Source organism: Bradyrhizobium sp. 14AA (genome assembly GCF_054185205.1).
This window is the reverse complement of the sequence record NZ_JAVAYM010000024.1, coordinates 1-21,409: the sequence shown is the minus strand read 5'-3', so window position 1 is coordinate 21,409 and position 21,409 is coordinate 1. Positions and strand designations below refer to the sequence as shown.

24 protein-coding genes are annotated in these 21,409 nt (G+C 65.5%); 13 read left to right on the top strand and 11 right to left on the bottom strand.

Features of this window, described 5'->3' with window-relative positions; translation table 11 throughout:
- Positions 1–14 precede the first annotated feature (14 nt).
- Genes RAD15_RS33465 through RAD15_RS33450 form a run of 4 tightly spaced genes read left to right on the top strand, consistent with a single transcriptional unit; the run spans position 15 to position 3,907 of the window.
- On the top strand, positions 15–1,031 hold the full coding sequence (locus tag RAD15_RS33465; protein ID WP_458182789.1) for an ABC transporter substrate-binding protein: 1,017 nt from the start codon (positions 15–17) through the stop codon (positions 1,029–1,031).
- Positions 1,028–1,843: an ABC transporter permease gene (locus RAD15_RS33460; RefSeq protein WP_458182787.1), complete on the top strand. Its 816-nt coding sequence runs from the start codon at positions 1,028–1,030 to the stop codon at positions 1,841–1,843. The genes RAD15_RS33465 and RAD15_RS33460 overlap by 4 nt, the downstream gene beginning before the upstream one ends.
- Positions 1,840–2,598: an ABC transporter permease gene (locus tag RAD15_RS33455; RefSeq protein WP_458182785.1), complete on the top strand. Its 759-nt coding sequence runs from the start codon at positions 1,840–1,842 to the stop codon at positions 2,596–2,598. The genes RAD15_RS33460 and RAD15_RS33455 overlap by 4 nt, the downstream gene beginning before the upstream one ends.
- A 4-nt stretch (positions 2,599–2,602) precedes the next feature.
- Positions 2,603–3,907 (top strand): LLM class flavin-dependent oxidoreductase, encoded by a 1,305-nt coding sequence (locus RAD15_RS33450; protein ID WP_458182783.1) that lies wholly within the window; start codon positions 2,603–2,605, stop codon positions 3,905–3,907.
- Here RAD15_RS33450 and RAD15_RS33445 read toward each other — a convergent pair.
- From RAD15_RS33445 to dapA, 11 genes are all read right to left on the bottom strand, one after another.
- Complete coding sequence (locus RAD15_RS33445; RefSeq protein ID WP_458182781.1) at positions 3,904–4,833, bottom strand: dihydrodipicolinate synthase family protein; 930 nt, start codon at positions 4,831–4,833, stop codon at positions 3,904–3,906. The genes RAD15_RS33450 and RAD15_RS33445 overlap by 4 nt on opposite strands.
- A gap of 18 nt (positions 4,834–4,851) precedes the next feature.
- Positions 4,852–5,652, bottom strand: coding sequence for an amino acid ABC transporter ATP-binding protein (locus RAD15_RS33440; RefSeq protein WP_458182779.1), 801 nt, complete (start codon positions 5,650–5,652; stop codon positions 4,852–4,854).
- Positions 5,649–6,380, bottom strand: a complete 732-nt coding sequence (locus RAD15_RS33435; RefSeq protein ID WP_458182778.1) for an amino acid ABC transporter permease — start codon at positions 6,378–6,380, stop codon at positions 5,649–5,651. Before RAD15_RS33435 ends, RAD15_RS33440 begins: the two co-directional genes overlap by 4 nt.
- A 19-nt stretch (positions 6,381–6,399) precedes the next feature.
- Entirely contained in the window at positions 6,400–7,236 is an 837-nt protein-coding gene (locus RAD15_RS33430; protein ID WP_458182776.1) for an ABC transporter substrate-binding protein, read from the bottom strand.
- Positions 7,237–7,357: 121 nt separating this feature from the next.
- A complete protein-coding gene (locus RAD15_RS33425) occupies positions 7,358–7,660 on the bottom strand; it encodes a hypothetical protein (protein ID WP_458182775.1) in 303 nt (100 codons plus the stop codon).
- A gap of 16 nt (positions 7,661–7,676) precedes the next feature.
- A complete protein-coding gene (locus tag RAD15_RS33420; RefSeq protein WP_458182773.1) occupies positions 7,677–8,627 on the bottom strand; it encodes a dihydrodipicolinate synthase family protein in 951 nt (316 codons plus the stop codon).
- On the bottom strand, positions 8,624–9,055 hold the full coding sequence (locus RAD15_RS33415; protein WP_011086090.1) for a MaoC family dehydratase: 432 nt from the start codon (positions 9,053–9,055) through the stop codon (positions 8,624–8,626). The genes RAD15_RS33420 and RAD15_RS33415 overlap by 4 nt, the downstream gene beginning before the upstream one ends.
- Positions 9,056–9,058: 3 nt before the next feature.
- A complete protein-coding gene (locus tag RAD15_RS33410) occupies positions 9,059–9,466 on the bottom strand; it encodes a MaoC/PaaZ C-terminal domain-containing protein (protein WP_458182771.1) in 408 nt (135 codons plus the stop codon).
- A gap of 10 nt (positions 9,467–9,476) precedes the next feature.
- Positions 9,477–10,640, bottom strand: a complete 1,164-nt coding sequence (locus RAD15_RS33405; protein ID WP_458182770.1) for an acyl-CoA dehydrogenase family protein — start codon at positions 10,638–10,640, stop codon at positions 9,477–9,479.
- Positions 10,637–11,827: a CaiB/BaiF CoA transferase family protein gene (locus tag RAD15_RS33400; protein ID WP_458182769.1), complete on the bottom strand. Its 1,191-nt coding sequence runs from the start codon at positions 11,825–11,827 to the stop codon at positions 10,637–10,639. The genes RAD15_RS33405 and RAD15_RS33400 overlap by 4 nt, the downstream gene beginning before the upstream one ends.
- 15 nt (positions 11,828–11,842) lie before the next feature.
- On the bottom strand, positions 11,843–12,751 hold the full coding sequence (dapA, locus tag RAD15_RS33395; RefSeq protein ID WP_458182963.1) for a 4-hydroxy-tetrahydrodipicolinate synthase: 909 nt from the start codon (positions 12,749–12,751) through the stop codon (positions 11,843–11,845).
- A 184-nt stretch (positions 12,752–12,935) separates the two neighbouring features.
- Between dapA and RAD15_RS33390 the strand changes: the two genes are divergently transcribed.
- The 9 genes from RAD15_RS33390 to RAD15_RS33350 all read left to right on the top strand — a co-directional run bounded on the left by RAD15_RS33390 (position 12,936) and on the right by RAD15_RS33350 (position 21,286).
- Entirely contained in the window at positions 12,936–14,021 is a 1,086-nt protein-coding gene (locus tag RAD15_RS33390) for a LacI family DNA-binding transcriptional regulator (protein ID WP_458182768.1), read from the top strand.
- 3 nt (positions 14,022–14,024) lie between these two features.
- A complete protein-coding gene (locus RAD15_RS33385; protein ID WP_458182767.1) occupies positions 14,025–14,393 on the top strand; it encodes a tautomerase family protein in 369 nt (122 codons plus the stop codon).
- A gap of 12 nt (positions 14,394–14,405) precedes the next feature.
- Positions 14,406–15,548 (top strand): acyl-CoA dehydrogenase family protein, encoded by a 1,143-nt coding sequence (locus RAD15_RS33380; protein WP_458182765.1) that lies wholly within the window; start codon positions 14,406–14,408, stop codon positions 15,546–15,548.
- 16 nt (positions 15,549–15,564) lie between these two features.
- On the top strand, positions 15,565–17,148 hold the full coding sequence (locus tag RAD15_RS33375) for an acyl CoA:acetate/3-ketoacid CoA transferase (protein WP_458182763.1): 1,584 nt from the start codon (positions 15,565–15,567) through the stop codon (positions 17,146–17,148).
- A gap of 8 nt (positions 17,149–17,156) precedes the next feature.
- The gene (locus RAD15_RS33370; RefSeq protein ID WP_458182761.1) at positions 17,157–17,639 is read left to right on the top strand and encodes a MaoC family dehydratase; all 483 of its coding nucleotides are present in this window, start codon (positions 17,157–17,159) and stop codon (positions 17,637–17,639) included.
- A gap of 71 nt (positions 17,640–17,710) precedes the next feature.
- A complete protein-coding gene (locus RAD15_RS33365; protein ID WP_458182760.1) occupies positions 17,711–18,547 on the top strand; it encodes a transporter substrate-binding domain-containing protein in 837 nt (278 codons plus the stop codon).
- A gap of 320 nt (positions 18,548–18,867) precedes the next feature.
- A complete protein-coding gene (locus tag RAD15_RS33360; protein ID WP_458182759.1) occupies positions 18,868–19,692 on the top strand; it encodes an AraC family transcriptional regulator in 825 nt (274 codons plus the stop codon).
- Between the two features lie 107 nt (positions 19,693–19,799).
- Positions 19,800–20,492 (top strand): O-methyltransferase, encoded by a 693-nt coding sequence (locus RAD15_RS33355; protein ID WP_458182757.1) that lies wholly within the window; start codon positions 19,800–19,802, stop codon positions 20,490–20,492.
- A 38-nt stretch (positions 20,493–20,530) separates the two neighbouring features.
- The gene (locus RAD15_RS33350; protein ID WP_458182756.1) at positions 20,531–21,286 is read left to right on the top strand and encodes a siderophore-interacting protein; all 756 of its coding nucleotides are present in this window, start codon (positions 20,531–20,533) and stop codon (positions 21,284–21,286) included.
- Positions 21,287–21,409: the final 123 nt, after the last annotated feature.

Below are 21,409 nucleotides of genomic sequence, written 5' to 3'. Positions count from 1 at the left end.
CCTGGAGTATGACCATGTTGAGCCGACGCCACGCCTTCTCCGTCCTCTCCGCCATCGCTCTGGCGAGCGGCTCGCTGGTCACGGCCGCGCCCGCAGCCGAGTTGCAGAAGGCAAGCCTGCGCCTGAAATGGCTGCCGCAGGCACAGTTCGCCGGTTTCTACGTCGCGGCGGCCAAAGGGTACTACAAGGCCGAGGGCATCGACCTCACCATCAATCCCGGCGGGCCCAACCTGCTCACCGAAAACCTGGTCGCAACCGGTGCCGACACGTTCGGTCTGTCCGGCGGCACCGACAGCGTGTTCGCCGCCCGCGACAAGGGACTGCCGATCGTCTGCATCGGGGTGTCGCATCAGATCACCCCGTTCATCTTCGTCACCCGCAAGGACGGGCCGGTGAAGACGATCCAGGACTTCAAGGGCAAGACCGTCACCACCTGGTTCACCGGCGCCAACCACGTGCTGAACGGCATGCTGGCCAAGGAAGGCATCAAGCCGGATGAGCTCAAGATCCAGCCGCAGCAGGTCTCGGTGACGCCCTTCGTCGACGGCTCCGTCGACGTCGTCACGGCGACCTATTACAACGAGTTCTACACCATCCAGTCGCGCATGCCGAAGGACAGTTTGAAGACCTTCGTCGCCGAGGATTACGGCATCACCTTCCCGCGTGACACGCTGATCGTGGCCGAGACAACCGCCAAGGAGAAGCCGGAGCTCGTCACGGCCTTCCTGCGCGCATCGGCGAAGGGCTGGAAGGATGCGTTCTCCGATCCCAAGGGCGCCGTCGACACCGTGATGGCGGCAGCTCCGACCCTCGACCGCGCGCAGCAGGAGTTCATGCTGACCGAAGTGAAGCGCCTGATGACATCGGGCGCGGCGGCCAAGAACGGCATGTTCTGGATCGACGCCGATGCGATCAAGACCGCCCACGATTTCTTCGTGAAGTATGGCGTGATCTCCAAGCCGGTCGATCTCGCGGCCGCCTATGACGCCAGCTTCATCCAGAGCATCCCGGCGGCGGACCGGCTGCCGTGAGCAGCCCTGCCGCGACATCGCTGGGTGAACGTCGCGCGGCTGCGCGGCCCATGGCCATACCGGATTCGCTGCGCAAGTTGATCCGGCTGCTGCTCGGCCTCACCATTGCGGCGGTGATCTGGGAAGGCGCGGTGCTGCTGTTCGGCATCCGGCCCTATTATCTGCCGCGCCTCAGCACGATCCTGATGGCGATGGCGGCGACGCCCCGCGCCTATGTCGACGGCTTCCTTCGCACCCTCGCCGAAACATTGATCGGCTTTGCGTCCGGCGGCGCCTTCGGCGTGCTCATGGGCATCCTGTTCTTCCGCGTCCGCGCGCTGCGCGAGATGGTGTTTCCGATCTTCGTGGTGTCGCAGACCATTCCGGTCATCGCCTTTGGCGCGCTGGTGGTGCTGTGGTTCGGCAACACGCTGCTCGCCAAGGCGATCATCGCATTCTACCTGACCTTCTTCCCGGTGACGGTGAACACGCTGCTGGGCCTCGAGACCGTCGATCCCAAGCAGGTCGCCCTGATGCGCAGCTTTGGCGCCTCTAACCGCCAGCTCCTGCTCCGCCTACAGCTTCCGACCGCGCTGCCACAAATCTTTGTGGCGTTGCGGCTCGCGGCTTCGCTAAGTCTCGTCGGCGCCATCGTCGGCGAATGGTTCGGCGACACCACCGGGCTCGGCGTGCTGCTGCTCCAGGCCATGTTCACGGAGAACGTCGTGGCGATCTGGGGCGCCCTGCTCGCCGCGGCCCTGCTCGGCACGGGCTTCTATGCGGTCGTCGCCGCGGTCGAGCGGCGGCTGGTGTTCTGGAGCGCCGAGCAATGAGCCGTGCGCCCGCCTCTCCCTCGCTCGCCGTCCAGCGCGGCATTCTCGGCGCCGTCCTCCTGATCGCATGCTGGGAAGGCGCGGCGCGCGGACTGCATCTGCCGGCCTATGTCCTGCCCGCCGTCAGCGACATCGTCGCGGGCCTCTGGTCGAAGCGCGCGACGCTGGCCGATGCCGCCGGCTACACCCTGCTCGAGGCGCTGGCCGGCTACGGGCTCGGCTGCCTGATCGGCATCGGCCTTGCCGTCGCCATCGCCCTGGTGCCGGCGTTGCGCAGCGCCATCCTGCCGCTGGCGACCGCGATCAATTCGGTGCCCGTGGTCGGTTATTCGCCGCTGATCCTGCTCTGGTTCGGCATCGGTGTCAGCTCCAAGATCGTGATGGTGGCGATGGCGGTGAGCTTCACCGTCCTGCTGTCGATGCTGGCCGGGCTCGACCGCGTCGACCGCCCCGCCGTCGATCTGATGAAGAGTTTTGGCGCGAGCCGCTTCAGCGTGCTCTGGCGATTGCGGCTGCCGACCGCCTTGCCGCTGCTGCTCGCCGGCATGCGCGTCTCCACCGTGCGCAGCGTCATCGTGGCGATCGTCACCGAGATGCTCGGCGCCCATGGCGGGCTCGGCTGGGTGATCTACCAGGCGGTGCTCCAGATCGACTTCGTTCAGGTGTGGTCGGCGATCTTCGTGGCGTCCGCCGCGAGCCTCGCCTTCTTCGGCCTGATCGGTCTCCTCGAGAGAAAAATCCTGTTCTGGACATGACGCCATGAAACGACAGATGCATCTCGGATTGTTCATCCTCGGCACCGGCAGCCACGTCGCGGGCTGGCGCTATCCAGGTGCGGTCGACAGCTTTCAGGACTTCGCGGCGATCCAGGAGATCGGCCGCACCGCCGAGCGCGGCAAGTTCGACCTCATCTTCATGGGCGACAATCTCTATGCCGACGCCGCCGCCCATCCGTCCTACACGCTGCGCCTCGAACCGCTGACGATGCTGGCCGCACTTTCGACCTCGACCAGCCATATCGGCCTCGGCGCCACCGTCTCCACCACCTACAGCGATCCGTTTTCGGTCGCGCGCGTGTTCGCCTCGCTCGATCACATCTCCAAGGGCCGCGCGGCTTGGAATGCGGTGACGACGGCCAATCCGGCGACGGCCGCGAATTTCGGCACGACGCACCCGGACCATGCCCGCCGCTACGAGATGGCGGGCGAGTTCCTCGACGTGGTCAAGGGCCTGTGGGACGGCTGGGCGGACGATGCCATCGTCGCCGACCGTGGCAACGGCCTCTACATCGATCCGGCAAAGCTGCGCCCGATCGACCATGACGGCGCATTCTTCAAGGTGAAGGGTCCGCTGAACATCGGCCGCAGCCCGCAAGGCCGTCCCGTCGTGCTCCAGGCCGGCGGCTCCGAGGCCGGGCAGGCGCTCGCCGCGCGCACCGCCGATATCGTGTTCTCGGTGGTGCAGGATATCGACGAAGCCAAGGCCGGCTACGCGTCACTGAAGACACGCCTGCCTGCGTGCGGCCGCAGGCCGGAGGATGTCACCGTGCTGCCGGGCGTGATGCCCGTGGTCGGCCGCACCGACAAGGAGGCGTTCGAGAAGCTCAACGTGCTCCAGAGCTTTGTCAGCGGCAGCAATGCGCTCGCGATCCTGTCAGACCGCTTCGGGCGCGACATGTCGGCCTACGATCTCGACGGGCCGATCCCGGACATCGCGCCGTCGGACAGCTATCACAGCTTCGCCAGCGTCATGCTCGCCAAGGGCCGGCGCGAGAACATGACGCTGCGCGATCTCTACAATCTCACCGCCGCCGCCCGCGGCCATTGGGTGCTGTGCGGCTCGGCCGAGCGCATCGCCGACACGCTCCAGCTCTGGTTCGAGGAGCATGCCGCCGACGGCTTCAACGTCATGCCGCCCTACTTCCATGAGGGCTTCGAGGACTTTGTCGAGCTCGTCGTGCCGATCCTGCAGGAGCGCGGGCTGTTCCGTGCGGACTATGAGGGCACGACATTGCGCGACCATCTCGGACTCGCGCGGCCGACGAATCCGTTCTTCGAGGCTTAGAGCGCGCCGGCGAAGCGCAACGCCTGCTCGAGTGCCGCCAACTCGTTCGCCGTCGCCGGCGGCTGCGGCGGCCGCGCTGCGTCGCATGAGAGACGCCCGAGCAGCTTCAGGCAGGCCTTGAGCCGCACGGTCGCGCGTCCTCCGGGCGGGTCGCGATAGATCGCGACCGCCAGTGGATACAGCTTTTCATGCGCGGCGCGCGCCCGCTCCCAATCGCCTGCCTCGGCGGCAGTCCAGAGGCCGACCACAAGCTCCGGCACGACACAGGCCAAGCTGACCTGGCTGCCGGCCGAGCCGACCAGATAGCTCGTCAGCAAATGCTCGTCGCCCGAACCGAGCACGACGAATTCGGGGCGCAGCTTGCGGATCAGCCTGAGATTCTGTTCGTAAGTCGCGACCTCCCAGCTACCCTCCTTGATCGCGACGAAGCGAGGGTCGGCGACGAGCTGCGTCAGCAGCGGCGGCCCATAGGCCATCGCGCCCGCGCCGACGGGTGCAGCGTAGAGCATCAAGGGCCCGGCCGTCGCATCGCGGATGCGGCGGTGATGCTCGATGACGCAATCATCGGCATGGCCGAGCGCCCAACTGTTGGGCGGAAACACCAGCAGCCCGTCCGCACCCGCCTGCTCCAGCGCGGCCGCCTCGCACGCCGCCTCCAGGCTCGATTCATGATTGACCCCGGAGACGATCAGGCAGTCCTTCGGCGCGTGCTGGCGCGCAAGCTCCACCACGCGCCGCTTCTCGGCCAGCGACAGCACGAAGTTCTCGCCGGCGTGGCCGTTGACCAGGAGCCCGTTGATGCCGGGCGTGGAGGCAACCGAGTTGAGATGCGCTCCGAGCTGCGCCTCATCGATCCTAAAATCGGGCGTCATCGGCACGATGGTGGCGGCGTGGATGCCGCGCAGGCGATCGCTGAATGTCCGCATCTCCGCCGACATCGCCGACTAGTGAATGATCTGGTCGAGGAACGTCCGCGCCCGCTCCGACTTCGGATGCTTGAAGAACTCCTCCGGCGCGGCCTGCTCGACCACCTTGCCCTCGTTCATGAACACGATGCGGTCCGCGACCTCGCGGGCAAAGCCCATCTCGTGGGTCACGCACAGCATGGTCATGCCCTCTTCCGCGAGCTTCTTCATGGTCTCCAGCACCTCCTTGACCATTTCCGGGTCGAGCGCCGAGGTCGGCTCGTCGAACAGCATGATCTTGGGACGCATGCACAGCGCACGCGCGATCGCAACGCGCTGCTGCTGCCCACCGGAGAGCTGCCCGGGGAATTTCTCCGCCTGGTCCGGAATCCGGACCTTGGTGAGGAAATGCATGGCGAGGTCCTTGGCCTCGGCCTCACTCAAGCCATTCACGGTCATCGGTGCCAGGATGCAATTTTCCAGCACGGTCATGTGCGGAAACAGATTAAAACTCTGGAACACCATGCCGGTGTCGCGCCTGACGGCATCGATGTTCTTGCGCTGGCGATCGAGCTCGACGCCGTTGACGTAGATCAGGCCCTCGTCGTGCTTCTCGATGTGGTTGATGCAGCGAATGAGCGTCGACTTGCCCGAGCCGGAGGGACCGCAGACCACGATCTTCTCGCCCTTGGCGACCTTGAGATCGACCTCGTTCAACGCGGTGAAATCGCCATAGTGCTTGTAGACGGCCTCCATGCGAACCGCTGGAACCTCGCGCAACTGCGGCTGCATCGTCGCACCCTCGGCGCCGCCATCCATATTCATCGATGCCTCACTCATGCGCGGGCCTCCACGCTCGCCTGCACGACCGGCGCGCTCGCTGCGACCCGCCTGGTTTTCGCGGCACTCGATCGACCGAAATGCTTCTCCAGCCGCCGCTGAACCGCATCCCAGACCGAGGTCAGGATCAGGTAATACGCCGTTGCGGCCGCATAGACCTCGAGGATCTGGAAGTGCTCCTGCATCAGCATGTCACTGCGGCGCATCAGCTCCTCGACGGAGATCACGGAGGCGAGCGAAGTCGCCTTCAACAGCGAATTGATCGAATTGCCGAGCGGCGGGATCATCAGCCGGAACGCCTGCGGCAAGGTCACGCGGCGGAACGTCACCCAGGGCGACAGGCTGAGGGCCCAGGCGGCCTCCCGCTGCCCGGCCGAGACGGCCATGAAGCCGCTCCGCACGATCTCGGCGAGATAGGCCGCCTCGTTGAGGATCAGGCCGACGAGCGCGCAGGTGATCACGCTGAACTTGATGCCCAGCTGCGGCAAGCCGCTGTAGATCACCACCAGTTGGATCAGCAGCGGCGTACCGCGGAAGAACCAGATGTAGAACCGCGAGGCGCCTGACAGCACGGGATTGGACGACATGCGCATCAATGCGATGCCCATGCCGAGGATCAATCCGCCGATGACGGCCGCCACCGTCAAGCCGATGGTGACGAGCACCCCCTTCATCAGGAAGTAGTTGAAGAAGTAGTTGACGGCGGCCGTCGGACTGAAATGGCTCATCGGCTCGTCTCCGTAGATATCAGGCCGGACCGGGGCCGGCGATCGCAAGCGGCTGGTCGGCAGGCATGCTGGTCAGGCCGAATTTGTCGAACAGCGCCTGGTAACTGCCATCGGCCCGCATCGCGTTGAGTGCCTTGACGACCGCATCGACCACCACCTTGTTGCGGAAGCCGAGCGTCGTGCGCGCGGTGCCGAGCCCGCTCAGCACTTCCTTGACGCGGCCCCGGCCGGTGAGATCGCGTGCCACGCTGTCGACCAGCAAGGCGTTATCGACCTGGCCGGCAAGCAGCGCGCTGACGACGTTGGTGGCGGTGGGGAACGTCCGCATCTCGACGGCCGTACCACCTTTCGCCACGCTCGCATCGCTGAGCTTCTTGAGCCAGTTCATCTGGTAGCTGCTGACCTCGACAGCGGACGATTTCCCGATCAGATCGTTCTCGGTAGCAATTTTTATGCCGCTGTCGGGAGCAACCACCACCGAAATCGCCTGAATGGCGTACGGCACCATGTACATCAGCTTGGAACGTTCCTCGGTCCAGAACATGCCAGTGTCGATGCCGTCGATGCGGGCTGCGTTGAGCGCGGGAATCATCGCCGGGAAATCCATCCGGACGAGTTCGACCGGAAGACACAACCGCTTGCCGAGCTCGGCGGCGAGTTCCACGTTGAGGCCCTGCAACTGACCGTCCTTGTCGACGAATTGCTGCGGCGGATTGGTCGGGTTGATGGAGAGCTGCAATTTGCCGGGCGCAATCAGATTGTCGTCGATGATCGCGGGCGTACAGGCGGCATGCACCGCCGTGGATGCGAGAACGAGTGCTGCGGCCGCACTCAAGCGAAACAGTGTCGAGACCATGGATACCTCCAGTAAGACGCCAATGACCGATGCAGTCCCTCGCCGTGAATTCCCCTCAACGTTTCTTGGATGCGGCCGGCCCGATCTCGCGACATGGCAGGCATCATCGTCCTCGATCCACCTAAGCCGGTGCCGACATCGGCCTGAGCTGGATGCGCATGAAATTCTTCACCAGGGATTCGAACGGACCAAAGCCCTTCACCTTCAGGAACTCCGGCGTCTCGAACGCCCACCGTCCCGCGACCTCGTACATGGCGGCGTATTTCGGCCCGTCGCCGACCGAGACGAAGCGCTGTGCCGAGAGCCAGCCGGGACAGGCGAGCAGATCGGGAAAATGTTTCTGCTCGTACCAGGCGTTGAACGCAGCCTCGTGCTCGGGATCGATGTCGACCCGCACGATGTGGATGAAGGCTTCGTCCGCCATGGCTTCGCCCCTCATGCTAAGTGCGGATGTCGCCGGCCGCACGCGCCGCGCCGACCGTCGTTGCAATGACGTCGCAGAGCGCAGGCAAAACCGGCAGCAGCGGCGATCGCGGATCGGCGTTCTCGATCAAGCCGAGCGCCTTCAGCCCGACTTTCATGCGCGTGTGCATGTCCATGATCGGCGCCGGGCCGTAGATCGCCCGGACGATCGGATAGAGCCGCTCGTTGACCGCGCGCATCGCCTTTAGATCGTCGGCAAGCGCAGCCTGCCACAGCGCGGCGAACAGATCCGGCGCAAGGCTGACGAGGCCGGACAGAATGCCGTCGCCGCCGACGGCCAGCTGCGGCAGGAACCAGTTGAAGTTGGACGGCAGGATCACAACCGACGGGTCGGCCTGCTTCACCGCACGACGGTTCTCGTCATAGGCCAGCATGGTATCGCTGCCTTCCTTGATCGCAATGACGCTCTCGAGCGCCGCGATCTTCGCCAGCGTCTCCGGCGAATAGCCAAAGCCGGACGCCAACGGATACTGGAAGATCGACACCGGAATTCCGATCGCGGAGCTGACCGCCTGCACGAAAGCCAGCGGCGCGCGCGAGGTCGCCGATGCACCGCCGCCGAGCGGCGCGGGCGGGAACAACACGGCGCAATCGGCGCCGGCAGCTTCCGCAAGCTGCGCCTGATGGATCGCCTCAGCGGTGGAATGGGCGATGATGCCTGCCAGCAGCGGCTTGCCGCCGATATGCCTGCGCGTCCGCTCGATCACCGCCTGCCGCTCGTCGTCCGAGAGCGAACCGCCCTCGCCGGCATGGCCGTTGACGAACACGGCCGCGATCCCGTCCGGGCAGGCGCAATAGTCGAGCACACGGGCATAGCCGTTCCAGTCGATCGACAGGTTGTCCTTGAATGGCAGCACGGTTGCGACCGTGACGCCACGCAGGTCCGGTTCTGTCATCGGCTTGCTCATGATGGTTTCCGCCGTGGGAATTTCAGGCTCGCCCGCGCCTTCAGCACTTCGAGGCCGCCCTCGTTGCGGGCGCTTGCCTCCCAGATGATGGTCCGGGTCTCGTCGTGCTGCTCGGCAATCCAGACATCGAAAGTGAGCGTGTCGCCATAGAACACCGGGCCGGTGAACCAGAACCGATCCTCCACCGACACGCCGATCGTACCGACAAGCTCGCTGGTGAGAATGCTGGTGCAGAGACCCGCGACCATGATCCCCGGCGCGAGCCTGCGGCCGAAGCGCGTCGCGCCCGCATAGACCTCGTCGACATGGACGGGGCCAAAATCGCCGGTGGCGGCAATGTAGAGCGCACCATCCGCCTCGGTGATGGTCTTGCTGAGGCTGACCCTGTCGTTGACCTTGAGATCGTCGAAGGACTTTGGCTCGTACATGGCTCAGCCCTTCGCGAACGGAACCAGCGTTGCGGTGCCGTCCACCACGGTCGCTCCCGAGGGCGACAGCGTGCAGGTGACGCGGCAGACCGCATCATCGCCGGCGACAGAAACGATCTCGGCCCTGGCCTCGACGGACTCGCCGACGATCACGGGCGCGGCGAAATTCAGCGCGATGCTGCCGATCCGCCGCGTCGGTCCGCCGAGCTGGCTGAGGCAGGTCGTTGCGAGGCCGCCGACGGCAAGCTCGAACGCGACCATGTTGGAGGCGCCCGCCTTTTTGGCGCGGACGGCATCGACATAGAGACCGCCGAGATTGCCGCTGATGCCGGTGAACATCGCCTGCTCGGCGACCGTCATGGTCTTGCGGAACGCAAAGGCGGCGCCGGGCTGGAGAGGAGCATGAGACATGAAGCGTTCCCTAGAGCTGCAAGCCGTTCTTGATGGTGCTGCGCGCGACCAGCATGCGGTGGATTTCGGAGGTGCCGTCATAGATGCGGGTGACGCGGGCATCACGGTACATGCGCTCCAGCGGCAGGTCCTTGCTGAACCCCATGCCGCCGAACACCTGGATGGCGCCGTCGACCACGCGGCCCTGCATCTCGGACGCCGCGACCTTGATCATCGAGACCTTGTCACGCGCATCGCGGCCCTGATCGATGTCCCAGGCGGCGTTCATCACCATCATCTTGACGCCGAAGATCTCGGTGGCGGAATCGGCGATCAGCTTTTGCACCATCTGGAACTCGCCGATCAGCTGGCCGAACTGGCGTCGCTCGCCGGCATGCCTGCGCATCATCTCCAGCGCGCGCTGCGCCATGCCGACGGCGCGCGCGCCGATATGGGCGAGACGGATCTGCAGCACGCTCTGCATGATCAGCTTGAAGCCGCCGCCGACCTCGCCGAGCACGGCCGCCCTCGGAATGCGGCAATCCTCGAACGTGAGTTCGGCATGGCCGTAGCCGCGGTGGCCCATCATCGGCTGGGTGCGCGCGACCTTGAAGCCGGCCGTAGCCCGGTCGACCAGGAACAGCGTGATGCCGCCCCGCGCCCGCTTGTCCTTGTCGGTCAGCGCCATCAGGATCACATAGTCGGCGATGTCGCCGTCGCTGATGAAGTGTTTGGTGCCGTTGAGCACCCACATATCGCCATCGAGATGAGCCGTCGTGCTGATCGACGCCGCGTCGGAACCGGCGCCCGGCTCGGTGATCGCCATGGCGCAGATTTTGTCGCCCTTCACTGTGGGCAGCAGATAGCGCTCGACCTGATCGCCCTTGCAGGCCATCAGCATGGGATAGACTTGGCCGAACACGCGGCGGATCAGGGCATCCGACGTCTTGCCGAACTCTTCCTCGACCAGGCAATGCTCGACGCAAGTTAGCCCGCCGCCGCCGACATCCGCCGGCATGTTCATCGCGTAGAGGCCGAGCTTCTGCGCCTTGGCCTTGGTGATCGCCAGCGCGTCGGCCGGCACCCTGGCGGTCTGCTCCACCACATCCTCGAGCGGCTGCACTTCCGTCTCGACGAAGCGGCGCACGGTGTCGACCAGCAGGCGCGTATCCTCAGGGATTGAAAAGTCGATCATCGCGCCACTCCGACGGCCTTGCCGGCGACCATGGCGTCGATGTCGGCAGCGCCGTAGCCGATCTCGCCGAGCACCTCGCGGGTCTGCGCACCCAACCTTTGCGGCACCAGCCGCACCTCCGGCGTCCGGCCGTCATAGCGCGCGGGATGGGCGACCATGCGGATCGGCGCGCCCCCTGCACTCTCGGCGGACTTGAACACGCCGAGATGGTTGAGCTGAGGATCGGCTACGAGATCGCGATAATCCTGCACCGGCGCGTGCCAGATGCGCGCTGCCTCAAGCGAGGGCAACCAGTCGGCCGTCGACTTCTGCTTCAGCCGGGCCGCAACGATCCCGGTGATCTCTTCGCGCTTCGAAAAACTGTCGGTGTCGCCGAATTGCTTCAGCTCTTCGCAGTCGAGCGCGACCGCGAGCGCCTTGGGCGACGCCATGGAAATCGCGAGATGGCCGTCGGCCGTCGCGTGAATGCCGTAGGGACCGGGGCTGAACCACGCCGCGATGCCGGCCGGCCCGCGCGGCGCCGGCGACGGCGCGCCGTTGAGCCAGGCGGTCAGCGGCTCGACCTGGAGATCGAGCGCGGCCTGATAAAGGTTGACCTCGACGAGCTGGCCCTTCCCGGTCTTGGTTCTTGCAAACAGCGCCGCGAGAATGCTCATCGCATAAAGCGAGGCCGCGTGCTGATCGACGATGACGGCGCCGACCGCGGTCGGCTCGCCGTCGGCGCGTCCGGTCCGCATCGCAAGCCCCGACATCGCCTGGAGCAGGAGATCCTGGCCCGGACGATCCTTGTAGGGCCCGTCCGATCCGAAGCCGGTCGCGACCGCATAGATCAGGCCGGGGTTGATCGCCCTAAGCGTGTCGTAGCCGAGGCCGAGCTTGGCCATCGTGCCAGGCCTGAAATTCTCCATCACGACATCGGCGGTTTCCACCAGCTTCTTCACTGCGGCAATGCCGTCGGGATGCTTGAGATCAACCGCGATGCTGCGCTTGTTGCGCCCGGTCGCCAGATGATTGACGCTGTCGCCCGCGACGAAGTGATTGGCGACCGCCCAATTGCGCTGAAACGCGCCCTCGATCGGCTCGATCGCGATGACATCGGCGCCGAGATCGGCCAGCGTCTGCGCAGCCAGCGGCCCTGCGAGATAGTGATTGAAGCTGAGGATCTTGACGCCTTCGAGCAGATTCACGGGGGCACTCCTGACCTAGGCAGCTTCGTTGGACGCACCACGCCAGGTCAGGTCGAAAGTCTCGACCAGCGCACGGGCCACGGCGTCCCGTGCTGCCGGCAAGGGCAGCCGCGGTGGACGCGGATGGCCGACCGCAAAGCCCATATGGCCGAGCAACGCCTTGCTGCCGGCGACGTAGGCCTGGCCACCGACGAATTCGATCACCGGCAAATATTTGAGATAGAGCTCGCGCGCTTCCCTGATCGCGCCGTGGTCGGCGACGAGGCTGAAGATGCGGGCCATCTCCGACGGCACTACGTTGGAGGCCACGGCCACCCAGCCCTGCGCGCCCTCGACGAAGGATTCGAAGCCGAGGATGCCGCCGAACACGGTCATCTTGTCGCCGCAGAGGCGGATGATGTCGCGCACGCGCGTCACCTCCAGCGTCGACTCCTTGATGTAGAGACAGTTGTCGATCTCGGCGATGCGCGCCACCAGCCTTGGCTTTAGATCGACGTTGGCGGTCGCCGGATTGTTGTAGAGCATGATCGGCAGCGCGATAGCATCCGCCACCGTCTTGTAGTGATGCACGAGCTCGTCGTCGGTCGGCGTCGAATAGAACGGCGGAATGATCATCACGCCGTCGGCGCCCAGTTTTTCGGCACGGCGGCTGAGGCGCACCACCTCGCGCGTATCCTCCGCGCCGGTGCCGATCAGCACGGGCACGCGCCCCGCGGCCTGAGTGATAACGACCTCGGCAACGAGCGCCTTCTCGTCATCGTCCATGGACAGGAACTCCCCGGTCGAGCCGAGCGGGATCAACCCGTGAATGCCTTCCGCGATCTGCCAGTCCACGAAGGCGCGCAACGCCGCGACATCGACCTCGCCCGCTGCCGTGAACGGGGTGATCATGACGGTATAGGTGCCGCGAAACGTCTTCATCAGGGAACTGCCGGGTGTTCGGGGGAATTCAAGTGATGGATGCCGCCTGCGGAATATCCGCACGCTTTATGCAATCGTTTGCATAAATGGCTCTGCATTGGGCAACACCATCCATTTTTTGAGCTTGATCCGCGCGGAATAAGCTCATAGCGTTTCTGCAATCGTTTGCAGTCTATCGGCAGGTTTGATGAGCGTCACGCTCAAAGATGTGGCACAGGCGGCCCGCGTTTCAGTCAGCACTGCTTCCCGAGCGCTGACGGGAACCGGCCTGACCAGCGAGCGAACGCAGCAGCGCCTGGTGCGCATCGCGCGCGAGCTCGGCTATCGGCCGAACCCGATTGCGCGGGGCCTCAAGACCGGACAGTCGCGACTCGTGGCGCTTCTCGTCCACAATCTCACCAACGCCTCGTTCCAGGTGATGGCCGAAGTGGTGCAGGCGCGCCTGAAGGCGCTGGGTTATCAGATGCTTCTGTGCATCGGCGGCGACGATCCGCAGCAGGAGAGCGATACCCTCACCACGCTGGTCGACCATCGCATCGACGGGCTGATCGTGGTGCCCACCGGCAAGAACGGCCCGCAGCTCAAGGCGCTCTCCAAGGACGTGCCCATCGTCTGCCTGGTGCGCCGCGACGACGCGACCGATCTCGAGACCGTGCTCGCGGACGATCCGCAGGGCGCTTATCTGGGCACGCGCCATCTGATCGAGCTCGGGCACAGGCGCATCGGGCTGATCGTCGGCCGTCAGGACACCACGTCGGGCCGCGAGCGCCTCTCCGGCTATGTCCGCGCGCTGCGCGAGGCCGGCATCGCCAAGGACGACACATTGATTCATACCGGCCATTTTGAGCCTGAGACGGGCGCGACGGGCTGCCGCAAGCTGCTCGACCTCCAGCGCCCGCCCAGCGCCATCTTCGTGGCCAACCACGAAGCGACACTCGGCGTGCTGCGCGTGACGGCAGAGCGGAACATCGCGATTCCCCAGGATCTGTCGCTGCTCTGCTACGAGGACATGCCGTGGTTCGAATGGCATCGCCCTGCTATCAGCATCGTCGACAACGGCGCGCGGGATCTTGCCAATCTCGCCGTCGACCGGCTGCTGCATCGCATGGACGCGAAAACCAACGGCAATGACGGCGTCCGCGAATATCGCGTCGGCGCCCGGCTGATCAAGCGCGACTCCTGCCGCCAGATCGACGCCCCGATCCCTGCGAAATCCGCGAAGTCCAAATCGTCTTCATCCAAATCATCTGCGGCCAAATCCGCGAAGGTCTGATCGATGCCCTATGTCGAAGTGCTCGCCCCGCAAGTCCCAAACCAGCGCAAGGCCGCTTTGGCGCGGTCCGTGACCGACGGCCTGATGTCGGCCTTCGGCGTGACCGCCGATACGGTCACCCTCTACTTCCTCCCGATCTCGTCCGACGACTACGCCCACGCCGGCACATTCGGTGTCCAGGATGCCGGCCAGCGCATTCTGCTCAAGGTGCATGCCTTCCGTCGCAGCGAGGCCGAGCGTCGCGCCGCCGCCATCGCGCTGACCCGCAGCGTCTGCAACGCCTATGGCGTGCCGGGTGACGACGTCGCGGTCTATTTCCTCGATCGCGACCGCAGCGAAGTCTCCCACGATTCCAAGCTCGCCAGCGACTGACGGGAGCAAGCCATGGACCGCTTCTATAGCCAAGACCAGAAAGCCCTGCGCGAGACTGCCCGGCGCTTCGCCGAAGCGGAGATCCTGCCGCGCGCGGCCGCGATCGATCGTGAGGACCGCTTCGACCGCACGCTCTACAAGGGCATGGCCGATCTCGGCCTGTTCGGCATCTGCCTGCGCGAAGGCGCCGGCGGCGCCGGTCTCGATGCGGTCGCGGCCTGCATCGCGATGGAGGAACTGGCGCGCTGCTCCGGCGCGGTCGCCAATGCCTTCGCGATTCCCGTCGAGGCGGTGCTGTTCTTCGATCATCACGGCACAGACGCGCACAAGGCGCTGATCCCCAAGATCCTGAGCGGCGACATCATCCCCGCCACGGCCGTCTCCGAGCCCGACCATGGCTCCGACGTCGCGGGCATCCGCACCAACGCGGTCCGCGAGGGCAATGGCTGGCGCCTCAACGGCACCAAGGCCTGGGTGACGCTCGGCGGCGTCGCCGACCACATCATGGTGTTCGCGCGTACCGGCGCGGATGCGGGCCATCGCGCCATCTCCTGTCTCCTCGTCGACGGCGCCCTGCCCGGCATCGCCCGCGGCAAGAACGAGGAGCTGCTCGGCATGCACGGCCTCGACGACTGCCAGATCACCTTCTCCGACGTGCGCCTCCCCGCCGACAGCGTGATGGGGCCGGAGAACCAGGCCTTCAAGATGGCCATGAGCAATTTCAACTTCAGCAGGCTGATGATGGCCTCGATGGCGCTTGGCATGGCGCAGGCCGCGTTCGAGGACGCCACCGCCTATGCAAAGGACCGCAAGCAGTTCGGCCAGGCGATCATCGGCTTCCAGGCGGTGCAGTTCATGCTCGCGGACATGTCGACCGACATCGCGGCTGCGCGCCTGCTGATCCACCACGCCGCGCGGCTGCACGATGCCGGCGAGCCGATCGCCAAGGAGGCGGCGCAGGCCAAACTGTTCACCACCGACATGGCGATGAAGCACGTCTCCAACGCGCTCCAGATCCATGGCGGCAATGGCTATTCGCGCGAATACCGCATCGAGCGCATCTTCCGCGACGTCCGCCTCGCCCAGATCTACGAGGGCACCAACCAGATCCAGCGGCTGATCATTGCCCGCCAGGTCGAGAAGGAAGCTGCGTGATGGGACGCGCGCGCTCATGCTGAGCATCATCACGGCGGCAGAGGCCGCCGCCCTCATTCGCGACGCCGACACGCTGATCGTCGGCGGCAATGGCGGCACGGGCGCCGCCGAAGCCATCCTCGACGCGCTGGAACAGCGTTTCCTCGGCGGCCAGGGCCCGCACAATCTGACGCTGATCAACATCACCGGCGTGGGCGCCGTGACCGAGAAGGGTCTCTGCCATCTCGCCCATGAAGGCATGATCGCGCGCGTGATCGGCGGCAATTTCGGGCTTCAAGTGCCGTTCATGCGCCTCGTCCGCGACGAGCTGATCGACGCCTACAATTTCCCGCAAGGCGTGATGAGCCAGCTCTGCCGCGCGATGGCCGCGAAGCACCCTGGCGTGCTCACCCATGTCGGCCTCAACACCTACATGGACCCGCGCCAGGACGGCGGCCGCATGAACAAGCGGACGACAGCGCCGCTGGTCGACCTGCTCGAGCTGCACGGCCAGTCGTGGCTGCTCTACCGCGTGCCCGCCCCGCCCGATGTCGCCATCATCCGCGGCACCTCTGCCGATGAGGACGGCTATATCAGCATGGAGCACGAGGGCACCACGCGCGAGGATCTCTCGATCGCGCAGGCCGTGCACAATGCCGGCGGCACCGTGATCTGCCAGGTCAAGCGCATCGTGAAGCGCGGCTCGATCCATCCGCAGATGGTGAAGATCCCCGGTTTCCTGATCGACCATATCGTGCTCGAGCCCGAGCAGATGCAGACCTACGGCACCACCCATGACCCCGCGCGCTGCGGCGAGACGCGCGTGCCGGTGGCGATGATCACGCCCGATCCGCTCACCGAGCGGCGGGTGATCGCCCGCCGCGCCGCCTTCGAGCTGCGCCCGCGCGACGTCGTCAATCTCGGCGTCGGCATCTCCGCGATGATCCCCAATGTCGCGGCAGAAGAAGGCATCTCCGACCTGATCACGCTGACGGTCGAGTCCGGCGTGGTCGGCGGCGTGCCCGGGCATGCGCGCGAATTCGGCACCGCCATCAACCCGCGCGTCATTCTCGACCAGGCCTATCAGTTCGACTTCTACGATGGCGGCGGCCTCTCCTGCGCCTTCCTCTCCTTCGCCGAGGTGGACGAAGCCGGCAACGTCAACGTCACCCGCTTCGGCGAGCGCCGCGACGGCTCCGGCGGCTTCATCGACATCACCCAGAACGCCAAACGGCTGATCTTCAGCGGCACCATGACCGGCGGCAAGTTCGACATCGGCGTCGAAAACGGCCGCCTCGCGATCCGGCGCGACGGCGCCTTCCGCAAGTTCGTGCCTGAGGTTGGCCAGATCAGCTTCAGCGCGACGCTCGCGACGCAACGCGGCCAGCACGTCAGCTACATCACCGAGCGCGCCGTGTTCGAGCTCGAGAACGGCAGCGTGACCCTGACCGAGATCGCGCCGGGCGTCCGCCTGGAGGAGGATATCCTCGCCCATATGGGCTTCAAGCCGCGCATCAGCCCGCAATTGAAGGACATGGACCCGCGCATCTTCCGGTCGGGGCCGATGGGGATCGCGCAAGCCTTCAACGCCCTGCCGGCGCGGCCGCGCAAGGTCGCCTGAGGATCAACATGGACACGAGCGCCCCGATCAATCTACGTTACGAGGACATCGCGCTCGGCGCAGAGTTCGAGACCGCCGTTCACACCGTGACCGCAGCCGACATCGCGGTCTTTGCCGACGTCACGCGCGATCACCACCCGCTCCATCTCGACAGCTCCTATGCACGCTCGCGCGGCTTCCCAGCGGTAATCGGCCACGGGCTGTTCGGCCTGTCGCTGATGGAAGGGCTGAAGTCGGAGCTGAAGCTGTACGAGGAGACCTCGGTCGCCTCACTCGGCTGGGACGAGGTGAAGTTCAAGGGACCCATCGTCGCCGGCGACCGCTTGCGCGTCCGCTTCCGCTTCGTCGAGAAGCGGCCGACAAAAAACCCCGAGCGCGGCATCGTCGTCGAGACCCTCGACCTCCTCAACCAGCGCGACGAGGTGGTGACCGCGGCGCGCCACATCTCGCTGATCCTGACCCGGCACGCCGACGCAAGGGCGGCCACATGACGAGACAATGAAGAAGACGTCGGACCGGAGAACGGCTCCTCTGCCACCCACGATTTGATCGGAGTATTCAGATGCGATTTCCCAAGACCTTCTCCGCCCTCGTCCTTCTGGTCGGCCTGACGCAGGCCGCCGGCGCCCAGACCTGCACGCCAAAAGTGCCGGCCTCGAGCCTGATCGAAGCACCGAAATGGCAGATGTCGATCAACCCGACGCTGCCGCCGCAGCAATTCGTCGACGACAAGGGTGAGCTCCAGGGGCTCAATGTCGAGCTCGCCCGGGAGATCGCCAAGCGCATCTGCGTCGAGGCGGTGTTCCTACGCATGGACTTCCCGCCGATGATCCCGGCGCTGCGCTCCGGCCGCTTCGATGCCATCAACACCGGCCTGTTCTGGACCGAGGAGCGCTCGAAGATGCTCTACCTCGTGCCTTACGCGCAGCAGGCGATCAGCATCTACACCGATCCGTCCTCCAGCCTGAAGCTGGAGAAATTCGAGGATCTCGCCGGCCGCGTCGTGGGCGTGGAATCGGCGACCTACACCGAGCGCAAGGCGCGCGAGTTCAGCACGGCGATGGAGGCTAAGGGCCTCAAGCCGGTCGAGCTGCGCACCTTCGCCACGGTGACCGCGACCTCGGCGGCGCTGCGCGCCGGCCAGCTCGAGGCGGCGCTCAACATCAACGAAACCGCGAATTCGCTGGAGCAGAAGGGCATCGCAAAGATCTGGGTCCGCGACATCGCCGGCACCGACATCACCTTCGCCTTCCGCGACAAGCTGCTCGCCCAGGCCGCAGCCGACGCGCTGACCGCAATCCGCGCCGACGGCACCTATGACAAGCTGTTCGACAAGTTCGGCATGACCAAGCTGAAGGCGACGGCGTTCGTCATCCGCGGCGACGGGCCGACGAATTGAGGGACGCGCGCGCTTAGATTTCGCGAAGCGCACACTCTCGTGTCCCGGACGCGCTGCAACGCCTTGGCGTTGCGGCGCAGAGCCAGGACCCAGATGGCAACCAGGGGATTTGCGGTGAGATGGGCCCCGGCTCTGCAGCGCACCGCTGAAGAAGCGCTGCGCCGCGTCCGGGGCACGAGCGCCGGTGGGGTTAGCTTAGCGCAGCGCCCTGCCCGGTTAGAACCGATCGAGATTCGGGCTCGCCGTGTTGAAAGTCGCGGTCGCGAACTAGATATTGGCCGGGTCCAGTCAATCGTATCCGGATCGACCATCCGCCCACCATGCCCTTTTTCCGGCTCAACGACGGCGACCTTCGCCCCGACGACACCATAGATTTCAATCCGGAGGACGTGCCGCGCCTCATCGCCGCCTTCGGCGGCGAGATGGTCACGAAGGGCACGGAGGTGGCCACGCACGCGCATCGGAAGGACGAGCTTGTGCTGATCTTGCGCGGGCTGGTCAGGTTGGAGGCCGGGCAGGACGTCTGGATCGTGCCGCCGCGCTGCGCGGTTTGGATTCCCGGCAACGTTCCGCATAGCGTGAATGTCGCCGGGGATGTCGAGCTCTATTGCCTGTTCGTCGAGCCGGATGCGGCGCCCGCGTTACCCCGGCAATGTTGCACGCTGACGATCTCGCCCTTGCAGGAGCGTTTGCTGGTGCACGCCACGCACATGCCGGCCCTGTATGATGTCGATGGCGCCGACGGCCGGATCGCTACGGTGCTGCTCGACCAGCTGTCACTGGCGCCGGTCGAAGAGCTGCGCTTCCCCATGCCGGCCGACGCCAGGTTGCGCAGGATCGCGAGCGCGATGATGGCCGATCCCTCCGACCGCGCGACGATCGAGGATTGGGGCCGGCGCATGGCAGTCGCCCCAAGGACCTTGACGCGCATCCTGCAACGCGAGACCGGCATGAGCTTTGGCCGCTGGCGCCAGCGGCTGCACATCCTGATCGCGCTCCAGCGGCTCGACCAGGGCGCGTCGGTCCAGGCCGTAGCGCTCGATCTCGGCTACGAAGGCGCGAGTGCCTTCGTCACCATGTTCCGCAAGGCGCTGGGCAAGCCGCCGGCGCGGTATCTGGCAGAACGCCGCTTCGCTGCGCATTGACCGGAAATCGCAAGCGATTGTCGCGTTCGCGGAATGCGGACGGAACAGCGATCTCGTATTCAGGCTCCAGGGCCCGCCCGCGGGCGCTTGTTCCGGAGTCGAAAAAGATGGATTCCCTCAGCAGCGGTCTTGTCGCCGACGTCCTCCTTCGTCTTCATCAGGAAGCGGAGGCAGCCGACGCGTCGCTGATGCAAGCTCAGATGAGCGAGCCGAGCGATCATCAGAGCACCATCAGCCGGTTCATCGAAGCCGAGACCAGCGATCTCGCCGGAGTCTATCGCGGGCTCGCGGACAACTTCCTGAGCGTCCCTCCCGAATTCGGACGATTTCTCTACCTCTGCGCCCGCGCCTGCAAGGCCATGCGCATCGTGGAGTTTGGCTCTTCGATGGGGATTTCCGCCATCTACATGGCCGCCGCCTTGCGCGACACGGGCGGGGGTCGCCTGATCGGGACCGATCTCGAGCCCGGCAAGATCGCGCGGGCGCGGGCGAACCTCATCGCCGCCGGACTTGGTGATCTGGTCGAGCTTCGCGCTGGCGACGCGCGCGAAACCCTCAAGGCCGGCGTCGGCGGCGACATCGACATGGTGATGCTCGACGGCGCCTTCACGCTCTATCTTCCCGTCCTGAAGCTTCTCGAACCGCACTTGAAGCGCGGCGCAGTGATCGTTGGCGAGAACGCGTTTGCGGAAGGCGCGGGCTATCTCGACTACGTGCGCGATCCGCAGAATGGCTATCTTTCGCTGCCGCTGCCGTTCCATCCGGGGCGCGGCAATGAGCTGACCATAAGGACCAGGTGATCAGCGCGTCGGCAACCCTGAGCGACAGGAGCACAGCCTTGAACGAACCTGGCCACCGGCCGCAAAGCCCCGAGCCACCGCCCGTCCCTCAGGGACGGGTTACGCAGATGCTGTTGCGATGGCTGATGCGTTCGGCGCGCATCGCTGGCGTGGAGACACTTTCGCCGCACTACCGGCTCATTGACCTCGAAGGCGAAGCGCTCGCAAGCGCCGCATGGTCGGCCGGCCAGAAGATCCAGATCACCATGGGTTCAAACCTGAGCGCGCGGACCTACACACCGATCTCGTGGGCCCCTGGGAGCGGCAAGACGCGACTACTCACGTTCGTGCACGGCGACGGCCCGGGTAGCCGATGGGCGAGCAGCTTGCGCCAAGGCGACACCTGCCAGTTCTTCGGTCCGCGGCGCTCGCTCGAACTCTCCGGTCTGGAATCGCCGACCGTGTTGTTCGGCGATGAAACGTCCTTTGGTCTGGCCGTGGCGCTCCGCAACAGCTCACGGCTCGACGACGTGACTTACCTGTTCGAGACCTCCGACGTCGTCGAGGCGCGCCCGGTGCTGGAGGCGGTCGGGCTGGGCCAGGCGACGCTGATTGCGCGCCGCGCGGAGGACGTCCATCTGGCAAGCGTCGAAACCGAGATGGTCCACTTGGCCGCAAGCAACGCGCATGTCATCCTGACCGGCAAGGCATCGTCAATCCAGCGCGTCGGTCGCGCCCTGAAAGCCGCCGGCGTCCCATCGTCGCGGATGAAAACCAAAGCCTATTGGGCGCCGGGCAAGACCGGATTGGCCTAGGGCCGATCGACATTCAGGATTCCCAAGTGGTTTGATCGCTGATTCATAGAGTTCCGTGATTCGACACGGAGCAGATGATGGCGGCGAAGCGATATGAGCTGACCGAGGCGCAATGGGCGAGGA

Excerpts from the sequence above, each read along its gene's own strand:
- RAD15_RS33465 (WP_458182789.1), top strand. The coding sequence starts at position 15 with ATGTTGAGCCGACGCCACGCCTTCTCCGTCCTCTCCGCCATCGCTCTG.
- RAD15_RS33455 (WP_458182785.1), top strand. The coding sequence starts at position 1,840 with ATGAGCCGTGCGCCCGCCTCTCCCTCGCTCGCCGTCCAGCGCGGCATT.
- RAD15_RS33450 (WP_458182783.1), top strand. The coding sequence starts at position 2,603 with ATGAAACGACAGATGCATCTCGGATTGTTCATCCTCGGCACCGGCAGC.
- RAD15_RS33445 (WP_458182781.1), bottom strand. The coding sequence starts at position 4,833 with ATGCGGACATTCAGCGATCGCCTGCGCGGCATCCACGCCGCCACCATC.
- RAD15_RS33440 (WP_458182779.1), bottom strand. The coding sequence starts at position 5,652 with ATGAGTGAGGCATCGATGAATATGGATGGCGGCGCCGAGGGTGCGACG.
- RAD15_RS33435 (WP_458182778.1), bottom strand. The coding sequence starts at position 6,380 with ATGAGCCATTTCAGTCCGACGGCCGCCGTCAACTACTTCTTCAACTAC.
- RAD15_RS33430 (WP_458182776.1), bottom strand. The coding sequence starts at position 7,236 with ATGGTCTCGACACTGTTTCGCTTGAGTGCGGCCGCAGCACTCGTTCTC.
- RAD15_RS33425 (WP_458182775.1), bottom strand. The coding sequence starts at position 7,660 with ATGGCGGACGAAGCCTTCATCCACATCGTGCGGGTCGACATCGATCCC.
- RAD15_RS33420 (WP_458182773.1), bottom strand. The coding sequence starts at position 8,627 with ATGAGCAAGCCGATGACAGAACCGGACCTGCGTGGCGTCACGGTCGCA.
- RAD15_RS33415 (WP_011086090.1), bottom strand. The coding sequence starts at position 9,055 with ATGTACGAGCCAAAGTCCTTCGACGATCTCAAGGTCAACGACAGGGTC.
- RAD15_RS33410 (WP_458182771.1), bottom strand. The coding sequence starts at position 9,466 with ATGTCTCATGCTCCTCTCCAGCCCGGCGCCGCCTTTGCGTTCCGCAAG.
- RAD15_RS33405 (WP_458182770.1), bottom strand. The coding sequence starts at position 10,640 with ATGATCGACTTTTCAATCCCTGAGGATACGCGCCTGCTGGTCGACACC.
- RAD15_RS33390 (WP_458182768.1), top strand. The coding sequence starts at position 12,936 with ATGAGCGTCACGCTCAAAGATGTGGCACAGGCGGCCCGCGTTTCAGTC.
- RAD15_RS33385 (WP_458182767.1), top strand. The coding sequence starts at position 14,025 with ATGCCCTATGTCGAAGTGCTCGCCCCGCAAGTCCCAAACCAGCGCAAG.
- RAD15_RS33380 (WP_458182765.1), top strand. The coding sequence starts at position 14,406 with ATGGACCGCTTCTATAGCCAAGACCAGAAAGCCCTGCGCGAGACTGCC.
- RAD15_RS33375 (WP_458182763.1), top strand. The coding sequence starts at position 15,565 with ATGCTGAGCATCATCACGGCGGCAGAGGCCGCCGCCCTCATTCGCGAC.
- RAD15_RS33370 (WP_458182761.1), top strand. The coding sequence starts at position 17,157 with ATGGACACGAGCGCCCCGATCAATCTACGTTACGAGGACATCGCGCTC.
- RAD15_RS33365 (WP_458182760.1), top strand. The coding sequence starts at position 17,711 with ATGCGATTTCCCAAGACCTTCTCCGCCCTCGTCCTTCTGGTCGGCCTG.
- RAD15_RS33360 (WP_458182759.1), top strand. The coding sequence starts at position 18,868 with ATGCCCTTTTTCCGGCTCAACGACGGCGACCTTCGCCCCGACGACACC.
- RAD15_RS33355 (WP_458182757.1), top strand. The coding sequence starts at position 19,800 with ATGGATTCCCTCAGCAGCGGTCTTGTCGCCGACGTCCTCCTTCGTCTT.